The 19,521-nt window shown below is 42.6% G+C and carries 15 protein-coding genes and 7 tRNA genes; 6 read left to right on the top strand and 16 right to left on the bottom strand.

Features of this window, described 5'->3' with window-relative positions; translation table 11 throughout:
* Window positions 1–2: 2 nt before the first annotated feature.
* Window positions 3–76 (bottom strand) — tRNA-Asn (locus tag EXT47_RS13175).
* 1,263 nt (window positions 77–1,339) lie between these two features.
* Here EXT47_RS13175 and EXT47_RS13170 point away from each other — a divergent pair.
* On the top strand, window positions 1,340–2,716 hold the full coding sequence (locus EXT47_RS13170; RefSeq protein ID WP_039491918.1) for an MATE family efflux transporter: 1,377 nt from the start codon (window positions 1,340–1,342) through the stop codon (window positions 2,714–2,716).
* Window positions 2,716–4,719 carry an excinuclease ABC subunit UvrB gene (gene uvrB / locus EXT47_RS13165; RefSeq protein ID WP_039491921.1) on the top strand — a complete coding sequence of 668 codons (2,004 nt, stop codon included), beginning with the start codon at window positions 2,716–2,718 and terminating at the stop codon, window positions 4,717–4,719. Before EXT47_RS13170 ends, uvrB begins: the two co-directional genes overlap by 1 nt.
* Window positions 4,720–4,796: 77 nt before the next feature.
* On the opposite strand, the gene EXT47_RS13160 is transcribed toward uvrB, so the two are convergent.
* Together EXT47_RS13160 and EXT47_RS13155 are read right to left on the bottom strand one after the other, a co-directional pair.
* Entirely contained in the window at window positions 4,797–5,390 is a 594-nt protein-coding gene (locus EXT47_RS13160; protein WP_010370395.1) for a porin family protein, read from the bottom strand.
* Between the two features lie 337 nt (window positions 5,391–5,727).
* The gene (locus EXT47_RS13155) at window positions 5,728–6,099 is read right to left on the bottom strand and encodes a hypothetical protein (RefSeq protein WP_039491923.1); all 372 of its coding nucleotides are present in this window, start codon (window positions 6,097–6,099) and stop codon (window positions 5,728–5,730) included.
* Window positions 6,100–6,361: 262 nt separating this feature from the next.
* Here EXT47_RS13155 and EXT47_RS13150 point away from each other — a divergent pair, with 262 nt between their 5' ends.
* Both EXT47_RS13150 and EXT47_RS13145 read left to right on the top strand, forming a co-directional pair.
* A complete protein-coding gene (locus tag EXT47_RS13150; protein WP_130126788.1) occupies window positions 6,362–6,880 on the top strand; it encodes a winged helix-turn-helix domain-containing protein in 519 nt (172 codons plus the stop codon).
* A 29-nt stretch (window positions 6,881–6,909) separates the two neighbouring features.
* A complete protein-coding gene (locus tag EXT47_RS13145; protein WP_039491926.1) occupies window positions 6,910–7,638 on the top strand; it encodes a Sir2 family NAD-dependent protein deacetylase in 729 nt (242 codons plus the stop codon).
* 18 nt (window positions 7,639–7,656) lie between these two features.
* On the opposite strand, the gene EXT47_RS13140 is transcribed toward EXT47_RS13145, so the two are convergent.
* Window positions 7,657–8,316, bottom strand: coding sequence for a hypothetical protein (locus EXT47_RS13140; RefSeq protein WP_039491927.1), 660 nt, complete (start codon window positions 8,314–8,316; stop codon window positions 7,657–7,659).
* A 101-nt stretch (window positions 8,317–8,417) separates the two neighbouring features.
* On the opposite strand from EXT47_RS13140, the gene EXT47_RS13135 reads away from it, so the two are divergent.
* A complete protein-coding gene (locus EXT47_RS13135) occupies window positions 8,418–10,574 on the top strand; it encodes a tetratricopeptide repeat protein (RefSeq protein WP_039491928.1) in 2,157 nt (718 codons plus the stop codon).
* Window positions 10,575–10,854: 280 nt separating this feature from the next.
* Here EXT47_RS13135 and lnt read toward each other — a convergent pair whose 3' ends face one another.
* From lnt to miaB, 5 genes are read right to left on the bottom strand one after another with little or no spacing between them, the layout of a single operon-like run.
* Window positions 10,855–12,432, bottom strand: coding sequence for an apolipoprotein N-acyltransferase (gene lnt / locus EXT47_RS13130; RefSeq protein ID WP_045989653.1), 1,578 nt, complete (start codon window positions 12,430–12,432; stop codon window positions 10,855–10,857).
* On the bottom strand, window positions 12,410–13,288 hold the full coding sequence (corC, locus tag EXT47_RS13125; protein ID WP_010370418.1) for a CNNM family magnesium/cobalt transport protein CorC: 879 nt from the start codon (window positions 13,286–13,288) through the stop codon (window positions 12,410–12,412). Before corC ends, lnt begins: the two co-directional genes overlap by 23 nt.
* A gap of 22 nt (window positions 13,289–13,310) precedes the next feature.
* Window positions 13,311–13,769 (bottom strand): rRNA maturation RNase YbeY, encoded by a 459-nt coding sequence (gene ybeY / locus EXT47_RS13120; protein WP_010370421.1) that lies wholly within the window; start codon window positions 13,767–13,769, stop codon window positions 13,311–13,313.
* A 3-nt stretch (window positions 13,770–13,772) separates the two neighbouring features.
* Window positions 13,773–14,807, bottom strand: coding sequence for a PhoH family protein (locus EXT47_RS13115; protein ID WP_010370423.1), 1,035 nt, complete (start codon window positions 14,805–14,807; stop codon window positions 13,773–13,775).
* A 54-nt stretch (window positions 14,808–14,861) separates the two neighbouring features.
* Window positions 14,862–16,295 (bottom strand): tRNA (N6-isopentenyl adenosine(37)-C2)-methylthiotransferase MiaB, encoded by a 1,434-nt coding sequence (gene miaB, locus EXT47_RS13110; protein WP_010607359.1) that lies wholly within the window; start codon window positions 16,293–16,295, stop codon window positions 14,862–14,864.
* Window positions 16,296–16,525: 230 nt separating this feature from the next.
* Here miaB and EXT47_RS13105 point away from each other — a divergent pair, with 230 nt between their 5' ends.
* Window positions 16,526–17,692: an FAD-dependent oxidoreductase gene (locus tag EXT47_RS13105; RefSeq protein WP_130126787.1), complete on the top strand. Its 1,167-nt coding sequence runs from the start codon at window positions 16,526–16,528 to the stop codon at window positions 17,690–17,692.
* 317 nt (window positions 17,693–18,009) lie between these two features.
* On the opposite strand, the gene EXT47_RS13100 is transcribed toward EXT47_RS13105, so the two are convergent.
* From EXT47_RS13100 to EXT47_RS13070, 7 genes are all read right to left on the bottom strand, one after another.
* Window positions 18,010–18,564 carry a hypothetical protein gene (locus tag EXT47_RS13100; RefSeq protein WP_010607357.1) on the bottom strand — a complete coding sequence of 185 codons (555 nt, stop codon included), beginning with the start codon at window positions 18,562–18,564 and terminating at the stop codon, window positions 18,010–18,012.
* A gap of 86 nt (window positions 18,565–18,650) precedes the next feature.
* Window positions 18,651–18,735 (bottom strand) — tRNA-Leu (locus tag EXT47_RS13095).
* A gap of 41 nt (window positions 18,736–18,776) precedes the next feature.
* Window positions 18,777–18,851: transfer RNA gene (locus EXT47_RS13090), tRNA-Gln, on the bottom strand.
* 216 nt (window positions 18,852–19,067) lie between these two features.
* Window positions 19,068–19,152: transfer RNA gene (locus EXT47_RS13085), tRNA-Leu, on the bottom strand.
* Between the two features lie 9 nt (window positions 19,153–19,161).
* A tRNA-Met gene (locus EXT47_RS13080) sits at window positions 19,162–19,238 on the bottom strand.
* Between the two features lie 2 nt (window positions 19,239–19,240).
* Window positions 19,241–19,315: transfer RNA gene (locus tag EXT47_RS13075), tRNA-Gln, on the bottom strand.
* Window positions 19,316–19,351: 36 nt separating this feature from the next.
* Window positions 19,352–19,436, bottom strand: a tRNA-Leu gene (locus EXT47_RS13070).
* Window positions 19,437–19,521: the final 85 nt, after the last annotated feature.

The following is a 19,521-nucleotide window of genomic DNA, read 5'->3' as shown; positions in this document are numbered from 1 at the left end:
GGCTCCCCCTCCCCGACTCGAACGGGGGACCTGCGGATTAACAGTCCGTCGCTCTAACCAACTGAGCTAAGGGGGAAGCGTATCTCTCAACGGGGCGAAATATTAATGACGACATTGCAAGGTGTCAACCACTAAAATCACAGAAACGTAAAAAACTCTACTAAGCGATGAATTAATGCGCTATTTGTTGGCTTTTTAGCTAGTTTTGGATTCTTGATATAGGGCCTATTGACCTTTGCTGTACGATTTTGGCTCCCCCTGAGTGGGTTTTGATCGCAGCGCTCGACTTGCCGCCTAGTAATCTAAGCAAAAGTTGAGCAATACGTAATTTATCCATCGTTCATATAATGACTCTCAGTGAGTTTTGATTTCAATATGCCTACATGATGAAAATCTGCAAAACATGAAAGATATGGCTGTTGTATAAAATTCCTAAATCACCGTATAGGGGATGTCGAATAAAATTAACATATACAGTGTTTACTGTTTATCTATACAGTGATATATTCTGATTAATGTATTTTTTGAACGTTTTGTTTGAATTATATCCCTAACTGCTCATTTTATGATGTTTTCTTGAGATCTTTAAATCATTGCAATTATCACGTGAATGAGATCAATGAGCATAAATAGTGTGGTATTGATAATCTCTATCTAAACGCGGCGTGACAAACAGTAAGTAGTTACTATCATTAAAATGAGAATCAATGATTTAATAAAAAGTTGAATTAAAACAGTTGGATATGTGTTCCTTGTTATTTTTAGTCGTTAAATGCTTTTTACTTCCAGAAGCAAGGTTAGCCTAGAGATCTAAATTGATCCAGTTGTTGTTTTAAGAATGATCACACTAAACACGCCATTGATCAAAATTACTCCAAGCTGAAAACCTTTATTCTATTGGCTTGGAGCGACTTATCCACGGAATCTGTGGATAACATTGTTTATTATTATTTGAGAAGTATTGCAAGACTATGAAATTAGGGCGCTGCAGCCGTTTCAAGTAAAATTCGATAAATATTTAATTTTAATAATATCAATGGCTTATATTTGGTTGGTTATTTTTGTTTATTTGTTGTTCAGTGTGAAGCTTTTATGAACTTTTTACCATTTTGGCTGTGCAAAAAACATGCTACTTTGCAAGCTGGATTGTAACTTTTTTGTCAAAACATACTGAATCGTTATTTTTAACACTAAACCTCAATCCTGTAGCGTAATACAAGCTTTTTATAGGTAACTGTTGCTAATTTAGACTTTATAACGACTCTTAACGTTTACCGCATAGCGTCAACATCTTGAATAGCATACAATGAGCCGCTTAAAGTATCAGAAATAGGTTGTTATGACTCAAGCTAAGTCAAATTCCAATGGCAACGATATCCTTTTTGGTGATATTGGGGCGACTTTAAAGCGAATGACGATCCCCATGATATTCGGGATGATCACGCTGATGATGTTTAATCTCGTTGATACTTTCTTTATTAGTATGCTTGGCACCGAGCCGCTAGCGGCAATCAGCTTCACCTTTCCTGTTACCTTTACTGTAATTAGCTTAGCCATCGGGTTAGGTATTGGAACATCCGCCGTTATCGCGAAGGCTTTAGGTAGCAATTTGCTCGATGAAGCCAAATTTGATGCCGCAGTAGCTATTATTATCTCTGCGATATTCGTTTCATTACTTTCTATTCTCGGTTTCATTTTTGTCGATGAGATCTTTATTCTCCTCGGTGCTGGTGAAGCGGTTATGCCATTTATCCACGACTATATGTCGGTGTGGTTCATTGGTTCGATTTTATTGATAACGCCGATGATTGGTAATTCAGTGCTGCGCGCCAGTGGTGATACCAAAACGCCAAGCTTAGTTATGGGACTCGGGGGATTAGTAAATGCGGTGCTGGACCCGATATTAATCTTCGGATTTGGGCCTATTGATGCAATGGGTGTAAAAGGGGCGGCTGTGGCCAGTGTGTTGTCTTGGAGTCTTGGGGTAACTATCATTTTATATTTACTGATAGTTAAAAAGCGTCTTATCTCACTGTCTGCAAAATACACCAGCTTCACAAACGCGGCGAAAAAAATTCTCACCATTGGCCTGCCTGCAGCTGGCGCAAATATGCTAACGCCGTTAGCAATGGCGGTAATGACCGCACTTATAGCCAGTTATGGACCTGAAGCTGTGGCCGCATTTGGTGTTGGAAGTCGTATTGAGTCTATCGCAAGTCTGGTGGTTTTAGCGCTTTCTATGACCTTGCCTCCCTTTGTAAGTCAAAACTTTGGTGCAAAGCACTATCAGCGTGTGTCTGATGCCTATACCCAAACACTTAAATTTGTGCTTGGTTTTCAATTTGCTGTCTACTTATTACTGGTATTGAGCGCTTACTACATTAGTCATACTTTTGGTAATGAGCCTGCTGTTGTTGAAACCATACAGCTATTTATTTATATCATGCCGCTTGGATACGGTCTTCAAGGTGTGATTATATTAACTAATTCATCATTTAATGCGTTGCATAAACCGATGAATGCGCTCATTCTAAGTGTGATCCGACTGTTCATATTTTATGTACCTATTGCTTATATAGGCTCACAGTTGGCTGGGTTGCCAGGGCTATTTGCAGGCGCTGCTTTGGGGAATTTATTTACCGCAGCCATTGCTTACAATTGGTTTAAGAAAGTCATTAATGAAATTGCAGCAAGCGAGGTTCAAAAGGAGGCGTAATGGAAGATAAGTTTCAGCTAGTTTCTGAGTTTCAGCCAAACGGTGATCAACCAACAGCGATTGCTCAGCTGTGCGATGGTTTAGAATCAGGCCTTGCACATCAAACCTTGCTGGGGGCTACAGGGACGGGTAAAACCTTTACCATGGCCAACATCATTAATAACCTTAACCGCCCAACGATTATTATGGCGCATAACAAAACGCTGGCGGCGCAATTGTATGGCGAAATGAAAGAGTTCTTTCCTCATAATGCGGTTGAGTATTTCGTCTCTTATTATGACTATTATCAACCCGAAGCCTATGTCGTTGCCAGCGACACTTTTATTGAGAAAGACGCGTCTATCAACGATCATATAGAGCAAATGCGTTTATCCGCGACCAAAGCTTTGCTTGAGCGCAGAGACACCATCATCGTCGCCTCAGTTTCAGCGATTTATGGCCTTGGCGATCCCGACTCTTACATGAAAATGATGCTGTTATTGAAAGTCGGTGAAACCATTGATCAGCGCGACATGTTAAGGCGCTTGGCTGAACTACAATATACGCGTAATGATATGGACTTTAGTCGTGGTACCTACCGAGTTCGCGGTGAAGTTATTGATATTTTTCCTGCAGAATCGGAAACCATCGCGGTACGGGTTGAGATGTTTGACGATGAAATAGAGCGGATCAGTTTATTTGATCCCTTGACTGGTGCCGTTGAAAAACACCTAGTACGCGCGACTATTTATCCAAAAACTCACTATGTAACGCCAAGAGAAAAGATCCTTGATGCCATTGAGCGCATTAAGGTGGAACTCAAAGAGCGTCGTAATCAATTATTGGATAAAAATCGCTTAGTCGAAGAGCAGCGCATCGCTCAACGTACACAGTACGACATTGAAATGATGACCGAGCTTGGCTATTGCTCTGGTATTGAAAATTACAGTCGATATTTATCGGGACGCGCACCAGGCGAGCCACCACCAACTTTGTTAGATTACTTGCCGGATGACGCGCTTATGATCATCGACGAATCCCACGTTACCGTTTCGCAGGTTGGTGCGATGTACAAAGGCGATCGCAGTCGTAAAGAAAACTTAGTTGAATATGGTTTCAGATTACCGTCTGCGCTAGATAATAGACCACTAAAGTTTGAAGAGTTCGAAGCGATTTCGCCACAGACCATTTATGTTTCGGCGACACCCGGTGATTATGAATTGAATAAATCAGCGGGTGATGTTGCTGAGCAAGTGATCCGCCCAACAGGGCTGTTAGATCCAGAAGTAGAAGTGCGTCCAGTTGCAACTCAAGTTGACGATTTGCTCTCTGAGATCTACAAACGGGTGGAAGTGAATGAGCGTGTGCTGGTTACTACGCTAACAAAACGCATGTCAGAAGATCTGACCGATTATCTTAACGATCATAACGTTAAGGTGCGTTACTTACACTCTGACATCGATACCGTTGAGCGTATGGAGATCATTCGAGACCTACGCAAAGGCGTTTTTGATGTATTAGTCGGCATCAACTTGTTACGAGAGGGCTTGGATATGCCTGAGGTTTCATTGGTTGCCATACTTGATGCAGACAAAGAAGGCTTTTTACGCTCGACGCGTTCTCTTATTCAGACAATTGGCCGCGCGGCACGTCACTTACATGGTAAAGCTATTTTATATGGTGATAGGGTGACCAACTCGATGCGCCAAGCTATAGATGAAACGCAAAGACGTAGAGAAAAGCAAGAGGCGTATAATGAGGCTAATGGCATTACACCAACGGCGCTCAATAAGAAGATCACGGATGTAATGGATCTCGGTGAGGAAGTGGCTGATGACAAAGTGGTTGATATCGATGCCAAATTTAAACCAGGTATGCCTGCAATGGATGCGAAAGAGATCGCCAAAGAAATAGACCGACTTGAAGCACAAATGATGAAGTTTGCCAAAGAGCTTGAGTTTGAAAAAGCAGCTCAGGCGCGCGATCAAGTTCAGATCCTACAAAAGCGTTTGATTAAAGCCTAGGGCTAAAACGTCGGCTTTAAAGAATGAAAAGCATGTGTGGTAGAGCACATGCTTTTTTATTGGTTGGGGAGGTCGCTTTAGAAGCGGTAGCTGACACCTAGAGATAGGCTCGATGTATCCAAATCACCCATATCAAGATACTTGTAGCCAAGGTTAACTGCCATACCGTTATCCCAGTCATATTGCCAACCGGCTTCAGCGACAAAGCCGATACCATCGTCGGTAATTAATTTAGTGCGGCCACGAGTGATTTCGTAATCGTAATAGTTTGCACCTAATTTGCCATAAAAGTAGCTGTTGTCGGAAATTTGATAGTAGCCTTTTGCAGCAACGACAAAGTTATCAAATTCTAAGTTATTAGCACCAAGACCAAACAAAGTTTTGTTATTTTGTGTGCAGGTAAACTTGCGATCATTTTCGTCTTCACACTTCCAATCATCTAAGTCTTCACCGCTGTTATAACCTAATTCAAGTGCCAAAATTGGCGTAAAGTGATAGTTATAATAGAGGTAAGCTTGGCCTACACCATCACCATCTTTACTTGAGCTTTTATAAGAAGCGCCACCGCCAGAGATGTCTAAACCAACGCGATGCGTCTCGTTATTTTGTTCTGCAAAAGACGATAAACTTGTTGTGAGTAATGCAAGAGATAAAAGCGCTTTAATTTTCATAATCAATGTCCGTTGTGGTTAACTTGAGGACAGTATAAATAGCGAGGGTGTCAAGGTCTGTTGGGGGGCTGTCATAAAGTGTAAGAAGGCGTCGAATTTGGTTCTTATTATTTTACAAATATAAATAACCTGAGCTGCGGATAATTAATGCCTTTCTAGCAGCCAGTTTTAGCGCTAACTGCGTTGAATTCACTTCCAATAGCCAGCTATTGGTGCGTAAATTCGCCTTGTTTTCCCTAAAACTCTCTGGCTAGACAAGGAGAAAACTAAGTGGTGCTTTAGCAACAATGAGTTGGAACATTTCTTATCCAAACCTCAGGTTAAATAGTTGCACTTGCTAAGTGCTTTTAGCTGTCTTAGGTTTTGCAATGAACGTTTGGTATTTTAGTATGGTCGTCAATGTCAAAATCGCAGCAATAAGCCCACTCCATATGTGATGCATGATCAAATGACTTGCAATGAACATAGGCACGTCTTGCCAACCATCAATTAACAAAAGTTTACTCACTAGCAGCGAGTAACCGAGCAGGTGCGCGAAGAGAACAAACTTAAAGGATTTAATAAATTTGCTTTTTGCATTGACTGGCAGGGCTGGGAGGTTGAGGCGTAACGCGACGATAAAGGCTACCGAGAGCACAATACTGACTACTCCTAACCCGAGTAATGAGGTTTTTATCAACACCATGGAGTAGATAAAAGCAAGTAACATGAGCCTGCCTAACAATTACGGAAAACGCAGTTTATATACGCTTAGGTTTTGAGTCTATTCGAATTATTCTAAGGATTAGGTAGTGATTTTCTGAGTGATCGCTCTATACTAAAAGCCGATTTTATCAATAGTTTGTAAACCGATGTAACATTGCCCTATATTTTCGCGGCATGTTTCGCTATAAATGCAATGTTATGTCGTAGTAAATTCGAATAAAACAATAATTATTATAGTAATTAAGACCAAGTTGGGAACTAGGGAAATGAAATTCGCTTTTAAGGATTTTTTGTTTGATAGCAAAGAGCTAAAGCTTTATAAAGACGACAGAAAGCTAAATTTAAAACAAAAACCTGCTCAGATATTGGAGCTATTTTTATCCGCTCCTCAAACTATCCACAGTAAAGAAGACATCTTAGAGAAAGTATGGCCAGATCGAAAAGTCACAGATCAGGTCGTATTTCAAAATATTGGCCATTTACGTGCCTTGTTCGGCGATGATGCCATCAAAACCTTTTCACGAAAAGGATATCAATGGCAGATCCCTTGTACGGCTTTTGAAGGGACCGCGGAAGCTCAGGCTTCATCGCAGGCTTCACCTCAAACAGCGACCAATGAGTCGACTAAAGTGGATGTACAACCGGAGGAGGACGAGGCTGTAGTGACTGAATCGCCTTCTGAAGTGCTCGAAAGACCAGAATCTATTGGTCGCAAACTGCCTATGTTTGGGCTTGCGGGTGCACTTGTGTTGCTAGCCTTGGGTATCTACTTTACGTTATCGTGAGTCAAATTTACTTGAGTTGAGGTTGTGTCATGTTGCAAACGTTGTATATCACAGGTGCAGGGGTGAGTGCCGAAAGTGGTATTCCAACTTTTCGGGGAGAGGATGGCTTTTGGACGATAGGTTCGGCTAATTACACTCCTCAAGAAATGGCAACGCGCGCAATGTATAAATCGCAACCGGCAGAATTCTTAAAATGGTATTACCATCGTTTTGTGACTTATCGTAATCACGGCCCCAATCAAGTTCATCAATGGCTTAGTGATAAAAATGTGATCACGCAAAATATTGACGGTTTAGATGGTAAAGCGGGTAATAACCACTTTATTGCGATCCATGGACGTGTTGATCAGGTAACACCCTTTCATACCCAAGGTGAGCCCACGGAGTGCTTTACTGCCCCTTGGGATGAGGTAGATGAAAGTCGATTAGCTGAGTCGTTGTTAGCACTTTTCAAGATTGCTCGACGAGGGCCTGAAAAAGGCGTGTCACTTAAGCCATATGTATTGTTATTCGACGAATACTACACCGATCTGTATCGTATTAGCGAAGCACAGTCACGAATGTATGCCGCGGATCGAATAGTTTTTATGGGCACTTCCTTTAGTGTCAATATCACTCAAATGGCCTTGGAAATAGCAAGGCACAAAGCAATTCCGATAGAAGTGGTTGACCCAAACCCTGCGCACTTACTTTACGAACAAGTCACCTATCACCGCATGACGGCAAGAGAATATATCGCCAGTTTGCCAACCTCTTAATTTAAAGCCTGAGGAAAGTTAGCCTGCATTGCTTTGATAGTAAGTGGCTAGCAGAAATTGTTTATATTCACTGAGCCGGTGTTGTTGTAGGAGGTGTGATTCAATCACTTTGGCGTTGTGGCTTTCCACTGCGCTTGTATGTCGCCTTTCGATTTCCATCAAGCCAAGTAAAGCGCTTAATTCTTGAATACTCAGTGGCGCAGTATGGCTATTAAAAGCTAAGTAGCATTCTAGAGGTGTTAACTTTTTTGCGTTTCTTTGACTCAGTGCATTTTGAAGTAGCTCTTTGCTTTCAAAGTGCAATAAGGTTCTAAGATAATTTAGACCGTTATCTTTCGCGGGCATTTGCGATAAAAGAATATGTAGTATGTTATTTCCTTGCGGGTTAAGGTTATTGATTTGCTCAGCTTGGATCAAAGGTGTGGAGAAAAAGGCAAACTTCTCTAAAGAGTTAATCGCAGCTATCATCGCTTCTGGAAAGCATGCTGCTTGTAAGCAAATACTCGCTATATCTTGATAGTGGCCATAGAGTGCAGTGTTACCCTGCGCACTTTGAAAAAGAAACTTGAGGACTTCAATCTGCTCGTCTTTGGGAGCGTGTGCGTACACGGTTTTTATTTTTTCTATATCCGCGCTTTTTAACGCTAGCAAAAACTGAGTTAGACTATTATTCGACATACATAGAACCACAATTTATTATTTAATGCTCATGCAATATGATAGCCTATTCGCCTGCTGTTTTGCTCAATTTATAACGATAATAACAAAGAGACGATTACGTGTTGCACTTTAAGATAATACTGCTTACTTGTTGCCTACTATTAAGCCCGCTAGTTTATGCCAATGAGCGTTTATACGATGCTTTTATTAAAGAAATTCAGCAACAAGAAACACGCGATAGCGCACTTCAAAAAGTCGACCAAGTATTAGAGTCGGGCTTAACGCCGGAAGAAATTGCAGACGTTCACCATAAGACCACGGTTGCATTAAAAAACGGTTTCCAGCTCGAAGAGGCATATAAATGGGCGGAGCGCTTTAAACAGGTATTGCTCTCGCATCATTTACCCGAATATGAAGCTAAATACTCTTTAACGTATGGTGACCTCATGCTCAAAGAGGGGAGATTTAGCGACGCGATTAGTTATTTAAACCTAGCCGTATCTCAGCTATCTGCGCTTGATATGCATCGATTGTTAAGCCACGCCTATCGCTTTCGGGCTGCTGCTTACAAAAGCAATGGCAGTTATAAAGACTCGATAGAGAGTTATGAACTCTCAATTGAAGTGGCAAAGAAGTATGAACTCCCAGATTTGCAAGTGTCTGCGATCACTCAGTTAGCAGATGTTTACTCGGATCTTTCATTACCGGACAAGGCACTTGAATTACTGCAGCAATCGATAGCTGTACTAAAAAGCCAAAAACAGGAAAATACGGTTTTACTTGGACAAGTTTACTATAACCTAGGTGGTGCACATCAAGTGATTGGCGACCATGAAAAGTCGCTTGAAGCCTATCAAACCGCATATGACTATGACATTAAAGCGGGCAATATCGTTTATTCAGCTTACACGTTGATCCGCATTGGTCGTGAACAAATGAAACTCAGCCAATATGACAATGCACAAGCGTCATTTGAAAAAGCATTTACGATTTTTGAGGAGAATGAGCACACCAGAAATCAGGGCTGGGCGCTGAGCAATTTGGCTGAAGTTAAATTAAAAGCAAATGAAAAAGCTAAGGCTAAAGAGTATGTTGAACAGGCGTTAGAGTTAATTGATCCGGTACAAAGTAAAGTGCTTTATCAAGAGACGATGACTACCTATGCGCAAATTGTTTTACCTGAACGAGCTGATTTTTTTATTCAAAGTATGGAGCAAATTATTGCTCAAGATGAGGTTTATCTTGGCCTCAAGGAAACCGCATTACGAGTGTTAAAGGACGCCTATAGCGCGAAAGGTGACTTTGAGTCTGCGCTTAATTATCACTTGCAATATGCGGAATCTAAGGTTTCTCAGCTTGAAAAAGAAGCCAGTCAAAAAGCCTTGGCTTATCAGATGGATACCGAGTACCAGAAAAATCAATATGAGCTACAAAGTCTAAAAACACAGCGTGATGTAGAACTGGCTGAACAGCGCGTAGAACAAATAGTAACGGCAGCAGTGGTGGGAGTTTTGGTCGTTCTACTGAGCGCGTTCTTATTACTTGCGAGAAACAAACGTCGGGCACTTGAACTCGAGAAGCAGCTTCTCAACAAAACTTTGGATTTAAAGCAGCAACTACTTGCAGATATTTCTCATGAATTAAGAACACCGCTTACCGTACTTAAGCTGCATATTGAATCTCTGGAACATAATTTGGTGGAAAATCCAAAGCAGAGCTACAAAGTGCTTAACCGCCGTCTCGATACTCTTAACACATTAATAAAAGATATCTATGAACTCGCGCAGGCAGATACTGGCAGCCTTAACTTGGCGTTAGAGCGTGTCAATGCCAAACAAGCGTTTATTGGTCTTGTTGAAGATATTGATGACTTTGTAACGGATGAAGGGCTTGAATTTAATGCCAATATAGAATTACCAGATGAACTGGAAATCGATATTGATGTAACTAGATTTGCTCAGGTATTCAATAATTTGGCTCGTAATAGTGTGAATTATACCGACAAGCCAGGAGAAGTCTGCGTGGATATTAGCTACCAAAGCCAGCAAATCCAATGTGTTATTGAAGATTCAAGCCCAGGTGTGGGCGATGAAGCTTTAGGGAGATTGTTTGAACGTTTGTTCCGCTGTGATAAATCACGTAGCCGAGATCTTGGAGGCTCCGGCTTAGGTTTATCTATTTGTCAAAAACTGATTGAATTGCACGGTGGCAGCATTGCCGTCGCGCATAGCGAATTAGGTGGGTTGAAAGTGAGTGTTATTATACCTTGTGAGTAATAGCACAAACCTGTTTTTACATCGCGATAGGGCACAAAAGATCGCCGCGTAGAGCGGCTCCTACCAGAGGTTACTTATTGCATGTAGGAGCGATTTTACATAGCGATATGGTAAAAAATCGCAGCGTAAAGCGGCTCCTACCAGAGTTTATATATCGCGTGTAGGAGCGATTTTGCATCGCGATATGGCATAAAAGCTCGCCGCGTAAAGCGGCTCCCACCAGAGGTTATTTATTGCATGTAGGAGCGATTTCACATCGCGATAGCTAAAACAACCGCAGCTACAAAAAGTTGCGTTCAAATCGCTTAAGTACTATGGGCTTTACCTTTGCAGCGGTGAGTATCAGCATAATAAAAGCGACAATAAACCAGATGGGGTGATTACCATGCTCTGCATACCAGCTCACTCCACTAATGAGTTTTACATCACTTTTCAGTATATTGGCTTCGAATTGTGGAATGGCATGCTGAACTTTGCTAAGCGGATCGTAAACACCAGTGATACCATTATTCGTTACTCGAATTAATGGGCGCTGTAATTCTAAGGCACGCATGCGAGCGATCTGCATATGCTGATGTGGGCCGTGGGAATCACCAAACCAAGCGTCGTTGCTCACAGTAAAAAGAATATCTGACTCAGAGGTAAAGTTACCTCTGACAAGCTCGCTAAACGCGATTTCGTAGCAAATAGCGGGTAACACATGCAAACCGTTCGCAAGTAGGTTCGGTTGTATCGCATCACCTCGAGTAAATGACGACATCGCTAAGTTAAAAAGAGGGGCTATAGGACGCAATAGGTCTTCGAACGGTACAAACTCACCAATAGGCAACAATTGGTGCTTCTGGTAGCGGTTTTTGTGCAGGTAGTGATATTGCCCTTCGCTGTCTTCTTTTTCCTTTTTACCAAGCGTGATCAGCGTGTTGTACGCGGTTCTGGTATCAAACTGATAATCGGGAATGCCCGTTATCAGTGCAGTGCCATTAAACGCGGCGGCTTTGTCCAGCCCTTCTAAAAATGGGTAGGCGATATCTTCAAATTCAGGAATAGCGGCTTCCGGCCACACCACTAAATCAACGCCTTGCCAGTTAGGTCTGGTCATATCTCGATATTTAGACATGGTAGGCCAAAATTGCTCAGGCTCCCAGCGCAGACTCTGCTTGATATTACCTTGTACAAGTAAAGTGGTGATTTCATCTCCCGAGTATTTCAGTGGGCCTTGAATGACTGGCACACTGTATAGACCGGCAATGCCAGCGAAGCTGACTATGGTGAGATAAATAGCACGTTGTTTAAGTAGATAGTAAAGGCTTGTTGTCGCTAGAATAACTAGCAATGTTAAGCCAAATTCACCGATCCAAGGGGCTAAACTGCTCAGAGGCGAGTCAGTTAACGTATAACCAAAGCTAAGCCAAGGGAAGCCCGTGAGCATGTGGCCTCGCAGCCACTCGGTAATGGCAAACCCCGCAACAAGTGCCAGCACCCGTTGCCAAGGTGTGCGAGTAAAGTAGCTAGCAAAAGCAAATGCCAATGTCGGGTAGATGGCAAGATAAGCACATAGTAATGCCATCAACAGCACTGAGACAGGTAAGGGTAAACCACCAAATTCAGCGATAGAGACATGCACCCAGCTTATGCCAAGGGCAAACCAGCCAAAGCCAAATAAAAAGCCATATTTAGCCGCGAGCTTTGGACTGGGTTTATCGGTAAGCCAAGTCGCTATAATCAAGCTGACAAACGCGATAGGCCAAAAACCAAAAGGAGAATAAGCAAAAGTAAGCGCACAGCCAGAAATGAGTGCCAGCCATGCAAACTTATCTTTTGCGAGGTTACTCAGGTTAGATACTAGAGTCTTCAACATGTTCAGATTTAGGTACACTTACTTGAATTTGTAAGATCCTCCGGTTATCGGAGTTAGTTACCTTAAACTGAAGGGGATCTATGTCTATAGTTTCACCACGGCTTGGCATATGGCCAAATGCATGAAGAATAATACCGCCAATGGTATCGGCTTCTTGGGTGTCGTAGTTGGTTTTGAAGAATTCGTTGAATTCATCCAAGGGCGTGAGTGCTTGTACGGTATAAACATGTTTAGACAGCTGACGAATATCTTGTTGCTCTTCGTCGTCATCATGTTCATCTTCGATTTCACCAACAATGGTTTCGAGAATATCTTCGATAGTAACCAGTCCAGATACACCGCCGTATTCATCAATCACGATAGCCATATGGTAACGTTTTTGACGGAATTCGTTGAGCAGGGTATCGACACGCTTACTTTCAGGCACGACCACGGCGGGACGAAGATATTCGCGGATACTTGGCAAATCGCTCTCTTCGCGCAAAATCAAAGGTAAGAGATCTTTGGCAAGTAAGATGCCTTCTACGTGGTCTTTGTCTTCACAAATCACAGGAAAACGCGAGTGTGAAGATTCTACCATCATAGGGAGTTGAGCACTGAGCGGCTCATCTACATCAAGTGTAATCATTTGCGAACGTGGGATCATGATGTCACGTACTTTCAGCTCTGAAACGCTGAGTACACCTTCCATCATATCTTTGGTTTCTGGGTCAATCAGCTGGCGCTCTTGCGCATCAGCGATGACTTCAGCCAGTTCTTCTTTATTTTGGGGTTCCCCTTGCAGCATCTGTGTGATGCGTCCCAGCCAGGTCTTGCTAGAAGAACCCTGACTACTTTGCGAGTTATCGTCGCTCATTAGTTGTGTCTGCTCCGTTAATTTAACAATCGTCTCTGTAAGGATCTGCGATATTCAAAGAAGCGAGAATTTGCTTCTCTATTGTTTCCATTTCTACCGCGTCTTGTTCATTTATATGGTCAAATCCAAGTAAATGCAAGCAACCATGGATAACCATATGGGCGAAGTGGTCATGAAAGGTCTTTTCTTGCTCTATGGATTCTTGGTATACCACTTGGGGACAAATAATTAAATCACCAATAAGTGGCAACTCAATCCCCGGTGGCGCATCAAATGGGAAAGACAACACGTTGGTTGGCTTGTCTTTGCCCCTGTACTGGCTATTGAGCTCTTGGCTTTCGTGCTCGTCAGCGATGCGAATCGTTAATTCCGCTTCTTCGCGAAATTGCGTTAATGCATGTTCTGCCCATAATTGAAATTGTGCTTCGGATGGCAAGTTTTCAAACTCACAAGCCAATTGCAAATCTAGCATTAAGTCCATGGTTTATTCCTCAGAAGGTTGCTGTTTCGCTTGATGCTTTTCAGCTTTAGCGAGACGCTCTTGTTCTTCTTTCTTCTCGTATGCTTCGACGATACGAGCAACCACAGGGTGTCTAACTACATCGTGAGATTTAAAGAAGTTAAATGAAATCTCTTCTACATCATTGAGCACTTCTATCGCATGACGAAGTCCAGAGCGCGCACCACGAGGTAAATCGATTTGCGTGATATCACCGGTGATCACCGCTTTTGAATTAAAGCCAATCCGCGTTAGAAACATCTTCATTTGTTCAGTCGTGGTATTTTGGCTCTCGTCCAAGATAATAAACGCGTCATTGAGTGTTCGACCGCGCATATACGCCAAAGGTGCAACTTCGATGACATTTTTTTCGATTAAGCGCTCAACTTTTTCAAAACCAAGCATCTCGAATAGGGCGTCATAAAGAGGGCGAAGGTAAGGGTCGATTTTTTGTGTTAAATCACCCGGTAAGAAGCCCAGCTTTTCACCAGCTTCAACCGCTGGACGAGTGAGGAGGATGCGACGTATTTCTTGACGTTCTAGCGCATCAACCGCTGCTGCAACAGCAAGATAGGTTTTACCTGTACCCGCAGGACCAACACCAAAGGTAATATCGTGAGTTAAGATATTAGCGACATATTGGCTCTGATTTGGGTTACGAGGCTTAACCACACCGCGACGAGTCTTAATATAGACTTCTTTGTCCCACACGGTTGGCGCGTCTTGTTCAAGTACGTTCGCTTCTGTGATAGCCAGATGAACCTGATCCGGTTCGATTTCTGTCATTTTTCCTTTCACAGGCTGAGTATCAACATATAGAGATTTTAGAATATCCACAGCTGCTTTTGCCGTTACCGCTTGTCCGGTCACTTTAAACCAATTGTCACGGTGCGCGATTTCAACTCCAAGGCGACGTTCTATTTGTTTTAGATTTTCGTCGAACGGACCACAAAGTGAAGAAAGGCGGTGGTTATCTGCGGGTTCTAAGTAAATTTCTATATTCTTTATCTGATTACTCAAAATGTCTTCCTATAAAAATGACGCTAGCCGAAGCTAGCGCACAATTTAAAAATGCTAGGGGGTAAAAGTACCAACACCTAATTCATTAATTTCAGGTTCTTGTGGTGCTTTATTTAAGATATCCGACGGTTTTACGTCACGACGTAAATCCATTTCTGCTTCAGTACGGATAAGTTCACCACGTAACGAGTTTGGTAATGCCTCAGTAATACGTACATCGACGAATTGGCCGATCACTGAGTGTGGACCTTCAAAGTTTACAACGCGGTTATTTTCGGTTCTACCACGCAGTTCCATTGGGTTTTTCTTCGATGGGCCCTCAACCAAAATACGCTGCTCGGTATCGTGCATCTTGCGACTGATATCCTGCGCCATTTGGTTGATACGGTTCTGTAGAAGATACAGGCGTTCTTTCTTTTCTGATTCTGCAACATCATCAGGTAAGTCGGCTGCTGGTGTACCAGGTCGCGCTGAGTAGATGAAACTAAAGCTCATATCAAAGCCGATATCATTAATCAGGTTCATCGTTGCTTCAAAGTCTGCGTTTGATTCGCCTGGGAAACCAATGATGAAATCTGAAGACATGCTTAGGTTCGGGCGGATCTTACGTAGCTTGCGGATCGTTGACTTGTACTCAAGCGCAGTATGACCGCGTTTCATCAGGTTTAGAATACGGTCTGAACCACTTTGTACCGGTAGGTGTAAATGGTCAACAAGCTCTGGCACATCCGCATAGGCTTCAATAATATCTGGTGTAAATTCAACCGGGTGAGATGTTGTATAACGAATACGGTCAATACCGTCAATTGCTGCAACGTAGCGAATTAAATCAGAGAAGTAACAAATTTCACCATCGTGCATTTCACCACGGTAAGCATTTACGTTTTGACCGAGTAAGTTCACTTCACGTACACCTTGCTCCGCAAGCTGAGCAACTTCAAGGATCACATCATCTAAAGGACGGCTTACTTCTTCGCCACGCGTGTACGGTACTACACAGAAAGTACAGTACTTAGAGCAACCTTCCATAATTGAAACAAATGCACTCGGGCCTTCAGCCTTTGGTTCAGGGAGACGGTCAAATTTTTCAATTTCAGGGAATGAAATATCAACGACAGCACCTTCTTTGCTTTGCACCTGCTTGATCATCTCTGGTAGGCGGTGCAATGTTTGTGGGCCAAACACGATATCAACAAATGGAGCGCGCTGACGAATGGTGTCGCCTTCTTGTGATGCTACGCAGCCACCAACACCGATAACAAGATCAGGGTTTGTGTCTTTTAGTAGTTTCCAACGACCAAGTTGGTGGAATACTTTTTCCTGTGCCTTCTCACGAATCGAGCAAGTATTGAGTAGGATCACATCAGCTTGCTCAGCTTCTTCTGTAAGCTGATAGCCATTTGTTGAATCCAAAAGATCCGCCATTTTCTGGGAGTCATACTCGTTCATCTGACAACCCCAGGTTTTAATATGCAGTTTTTTACTCATTTAAATATTGCCTCGTTTACAACTCGGTGTTTAGCACTACGCGTTTCTCGTGCAGGCGATGCTGAATTGATATCATTATGCCTAAAGGACGCGTATTTTATATGACCTATCTTGTCTAGCCAAGTATAGATTTTAACTTTCAAAATGTGGATCAATACAGGGTGTTTTAAGCAAACATCTGTTTTTATATGCGTTACAATGCGCAAAGACTCAATTAAGTGGAATAAGGCATGAAAAACAAGGCTCTGATAGTCGGTGGTGGCATGGTTGGTGCAGCGTGTGCTGTTAAGCTAGCGAAGCAAGGTGTTGACGTAACCATTATTGAACATTCTCCCATCTCAGCTGATGCAATACTCGCAAGTGATAAGGTAGATATTCGCGTTTCTGCTATCAATCGCTTTTCCGAGCAGTTACTAGATGAGCTTGGTGCTATGCCTGTGTTAAGAAGCACCAGAGCCGCGGTTTACAAGCAGCTAGAAGCCTATGAGGATAAGCCAGGACAATTGATATTTGATTGTGAAGCGCTAAACGCCTCGCACTTAGGCCACTTAATTGAGAATAACCTCATCCAAGCTGCATTGTGGCAACAGTTTGAGGAATTTGATATCAAAGTGGTTTCACCAGAGGGGATCCCAAAGCGCATTGTTCATAATGAGGATTCCGTGACGATTGAGTATCAAGCAGCATCCTTTACCGCTGATTTGTTAATTGCTGCTGATGGTGGCCGTTCTATCGTCAGACAAATGAGTGGCATAGGCGTGACTGGTTGGCAATATGAGCAACATTGTATGGGGCTGCTGATTAAACTCGACGCGCCGCAGCAAGAAAAAACATGGCAGCAATTTAAGCCATCAGGTCCCATTGCCTTTTTACCTATGCAGTATCCGTATGCCAATCTGATTTGGTATGACAACGGCAATAAACTCAATTTACTTAAGCAACTAGATAAGCAGGCGCTAAAACAAGAAGTAAAAGCTGCATTTTTTGAGCTACCCGGTGACTTTGAGATTGAAGAAGTGGCGGTTTTTCCTTTAGCAAGGCAACATGCTAACCAATACGTGAGCGAACGAGTGGTATTAGTAGGAGATGCAGCTCATACCATTAATCCATTAGCAGGGCAGGGAGTAAATCTTGGCTTTAAAGACGTAGCGGCACTTGCTGAAGCGATTAAGTCAAAAGAAGATATTGGTGACAGCAGCGCACTACATCATTACGAGTCAAAGCGTAGAAAAGACAACCTCTTGATGATGAGTATGATGGATGCGTGTTATTTTGGCTTTTCGAATCAAGTAACACCGTTAAAGCATTTGAGAAATCTGGCGCTGAATGTGGCGAATAAAGCCGGACCGTTAAAAAAAGAAGTGCTTAAGCACGCCATGGGAGGAGTTGGTTTTTAATCTTTGTTCTCTACACTGAGCGTGTTACACCAATTTACTTAACCTGAGGTTTGGATAAGGAATGTTCCAACTCATTGTTGCTAAAGCACAACTTAGTTTTTTCCTTGTCTAGCCAGCAAGATTTAGGGAAAACAAGGCGAATTTACGCACCAATAGCTGGCTATTGGAAGTGAATTCAACGCAGTTAGCGCTAAAACTGGCTGCTAGAAAGGCATTAATTATCCGCAGCTCAGGTTACTTAATTAAGTGATCTTTTTGAAGGGGCAAGTAAGAAGATAAATTGGTATTACTGCACGCTTCATTATTTAGTGCCGAGATCATCTCATTAGTGTTAGCTTATCGACGACATACATCAAGGTATTAATATCAAATTTACCATCTAGCCTTAATAACCAATCACTATTGGGCTGCAAAATGTAAGCAGTTTGAACTCCTGAAGGTCTGATAGAAGAAAAAATATGTTTTGCTCCGTGAGTAGCGGTAAATACATTTGCTTCGTCTATAACGCCAAGTTCAGCACTGACTTTCTGCATGTCTTCACTCTGTATATCAAACGTACCATTGAAAGCTCGTGTAATAAACTCAAGGGGTGTTAAATCATACTTGTTAGGTAGACCTGCAAGTGCGGTAGCGCCAGTTATCCAGCTTAACGTTAGTTCAGAAGAGTTGTCGCTAATCACTACTGAGTAGGTATCGCTAGTAAAAGTTTGAAATGAAACTTTATTTGCCTGCTCCGAGGGCTGACAGTAGCTAAAATGCTTGAGTGCTATTTCTATGTGTGATGGAGAGCAAATTGAGCTAGCCTTCGCTTCTACAAAGCTAGGTATACTGAAAATGATTAATGAAAATAAAAGAAATAAAGACTTTAGCACTTTCTTTCCTAACATGGAGAAAGTTTAAAAGTAACATTAGAAAAATGAGCTAGGAATGAATAAAGAGGAAATAAATTGTTACTAAATGGTGCGGAAAGAGAGACTTGAACTCTCACATCCGAAGATACTGGAACCTAAATCCAGCGCGTCTACCAATTCCGCCACTTCCGCACAGTAGATATTTTATTTGTAGCTAACATCTCAAAAAGAGATGGCTGGAGTACCAGGATTTGAACCTGGGAATGGCGGGATCAAAACCCGCTGCCTTACCGCTTGGCGATACTCCAGCAATAGAGGTAAGTTCAAACCTTATTTAGCCCAGATTTGAGTAGGCTGCCTTACCGCTTCCACTTCGTGTCGAGACGATACCCAGCAATAGAGGTAAGTTCAAACCTTATTTAGCCCAGATTTGAGTTAGGCTGCCTTACCGCTTCCACTTCGTGTCGAGACGATACCCAGCAATAGAGGTAAGTTCAAGAGTTTGAGTTCTACTTGAAAGAACATGGTGCGGAAAGAGAGACTTGAACTCTCACATCCGAAGATACTGGAACCTAAATCCAGCGCGTCTACCAATTCCGCCACTTCCGCATTTGTAAATGGTGGCTATGCCCTGATTTGAACAGGGGACCCCATCATTATGAGTGATGTGCTCTAACCAGCTGAGCTACATAGCCATTGGCTGGAGTACCAGGATTTGAACCTGGGAATGGCGGGATCAAAACCCGCTGCCTTACCGCTTGGCGATACTCCAACGAAAATTTGATTGTTTTAGTTCCAATCGAGAACATGGTGCGGAAAGAGAGACTTGAACTCTCACATCCGAAGATACTGGAACCTAAATCCAGCGCGTCTACCAATTCCGCCACTTCCGCATTTGTAAATGGTGGCTATGCCCTGATTTGAACAGGGGACCCCATCATTATGAGTGATGTGCTCTAACCAGCTGAGCTACATAGC

The sequence above is a fragment of the Pseudoalteromonas sp. CO342X genome, from assembly GCF_004208915.1.
In the GTDB taxonomy this organism is placed as follows: domain Bacteria; phylum Pseudomonadota; class Gammaproteobacteria; order Enterobacterales; family Alteromonadaceae; genus Pseudoalteromonas; species Pseudoalteromonas maricaloris.
This window is presented reverse-complemented; position numbering and strand designations above follow the sequence as displayed.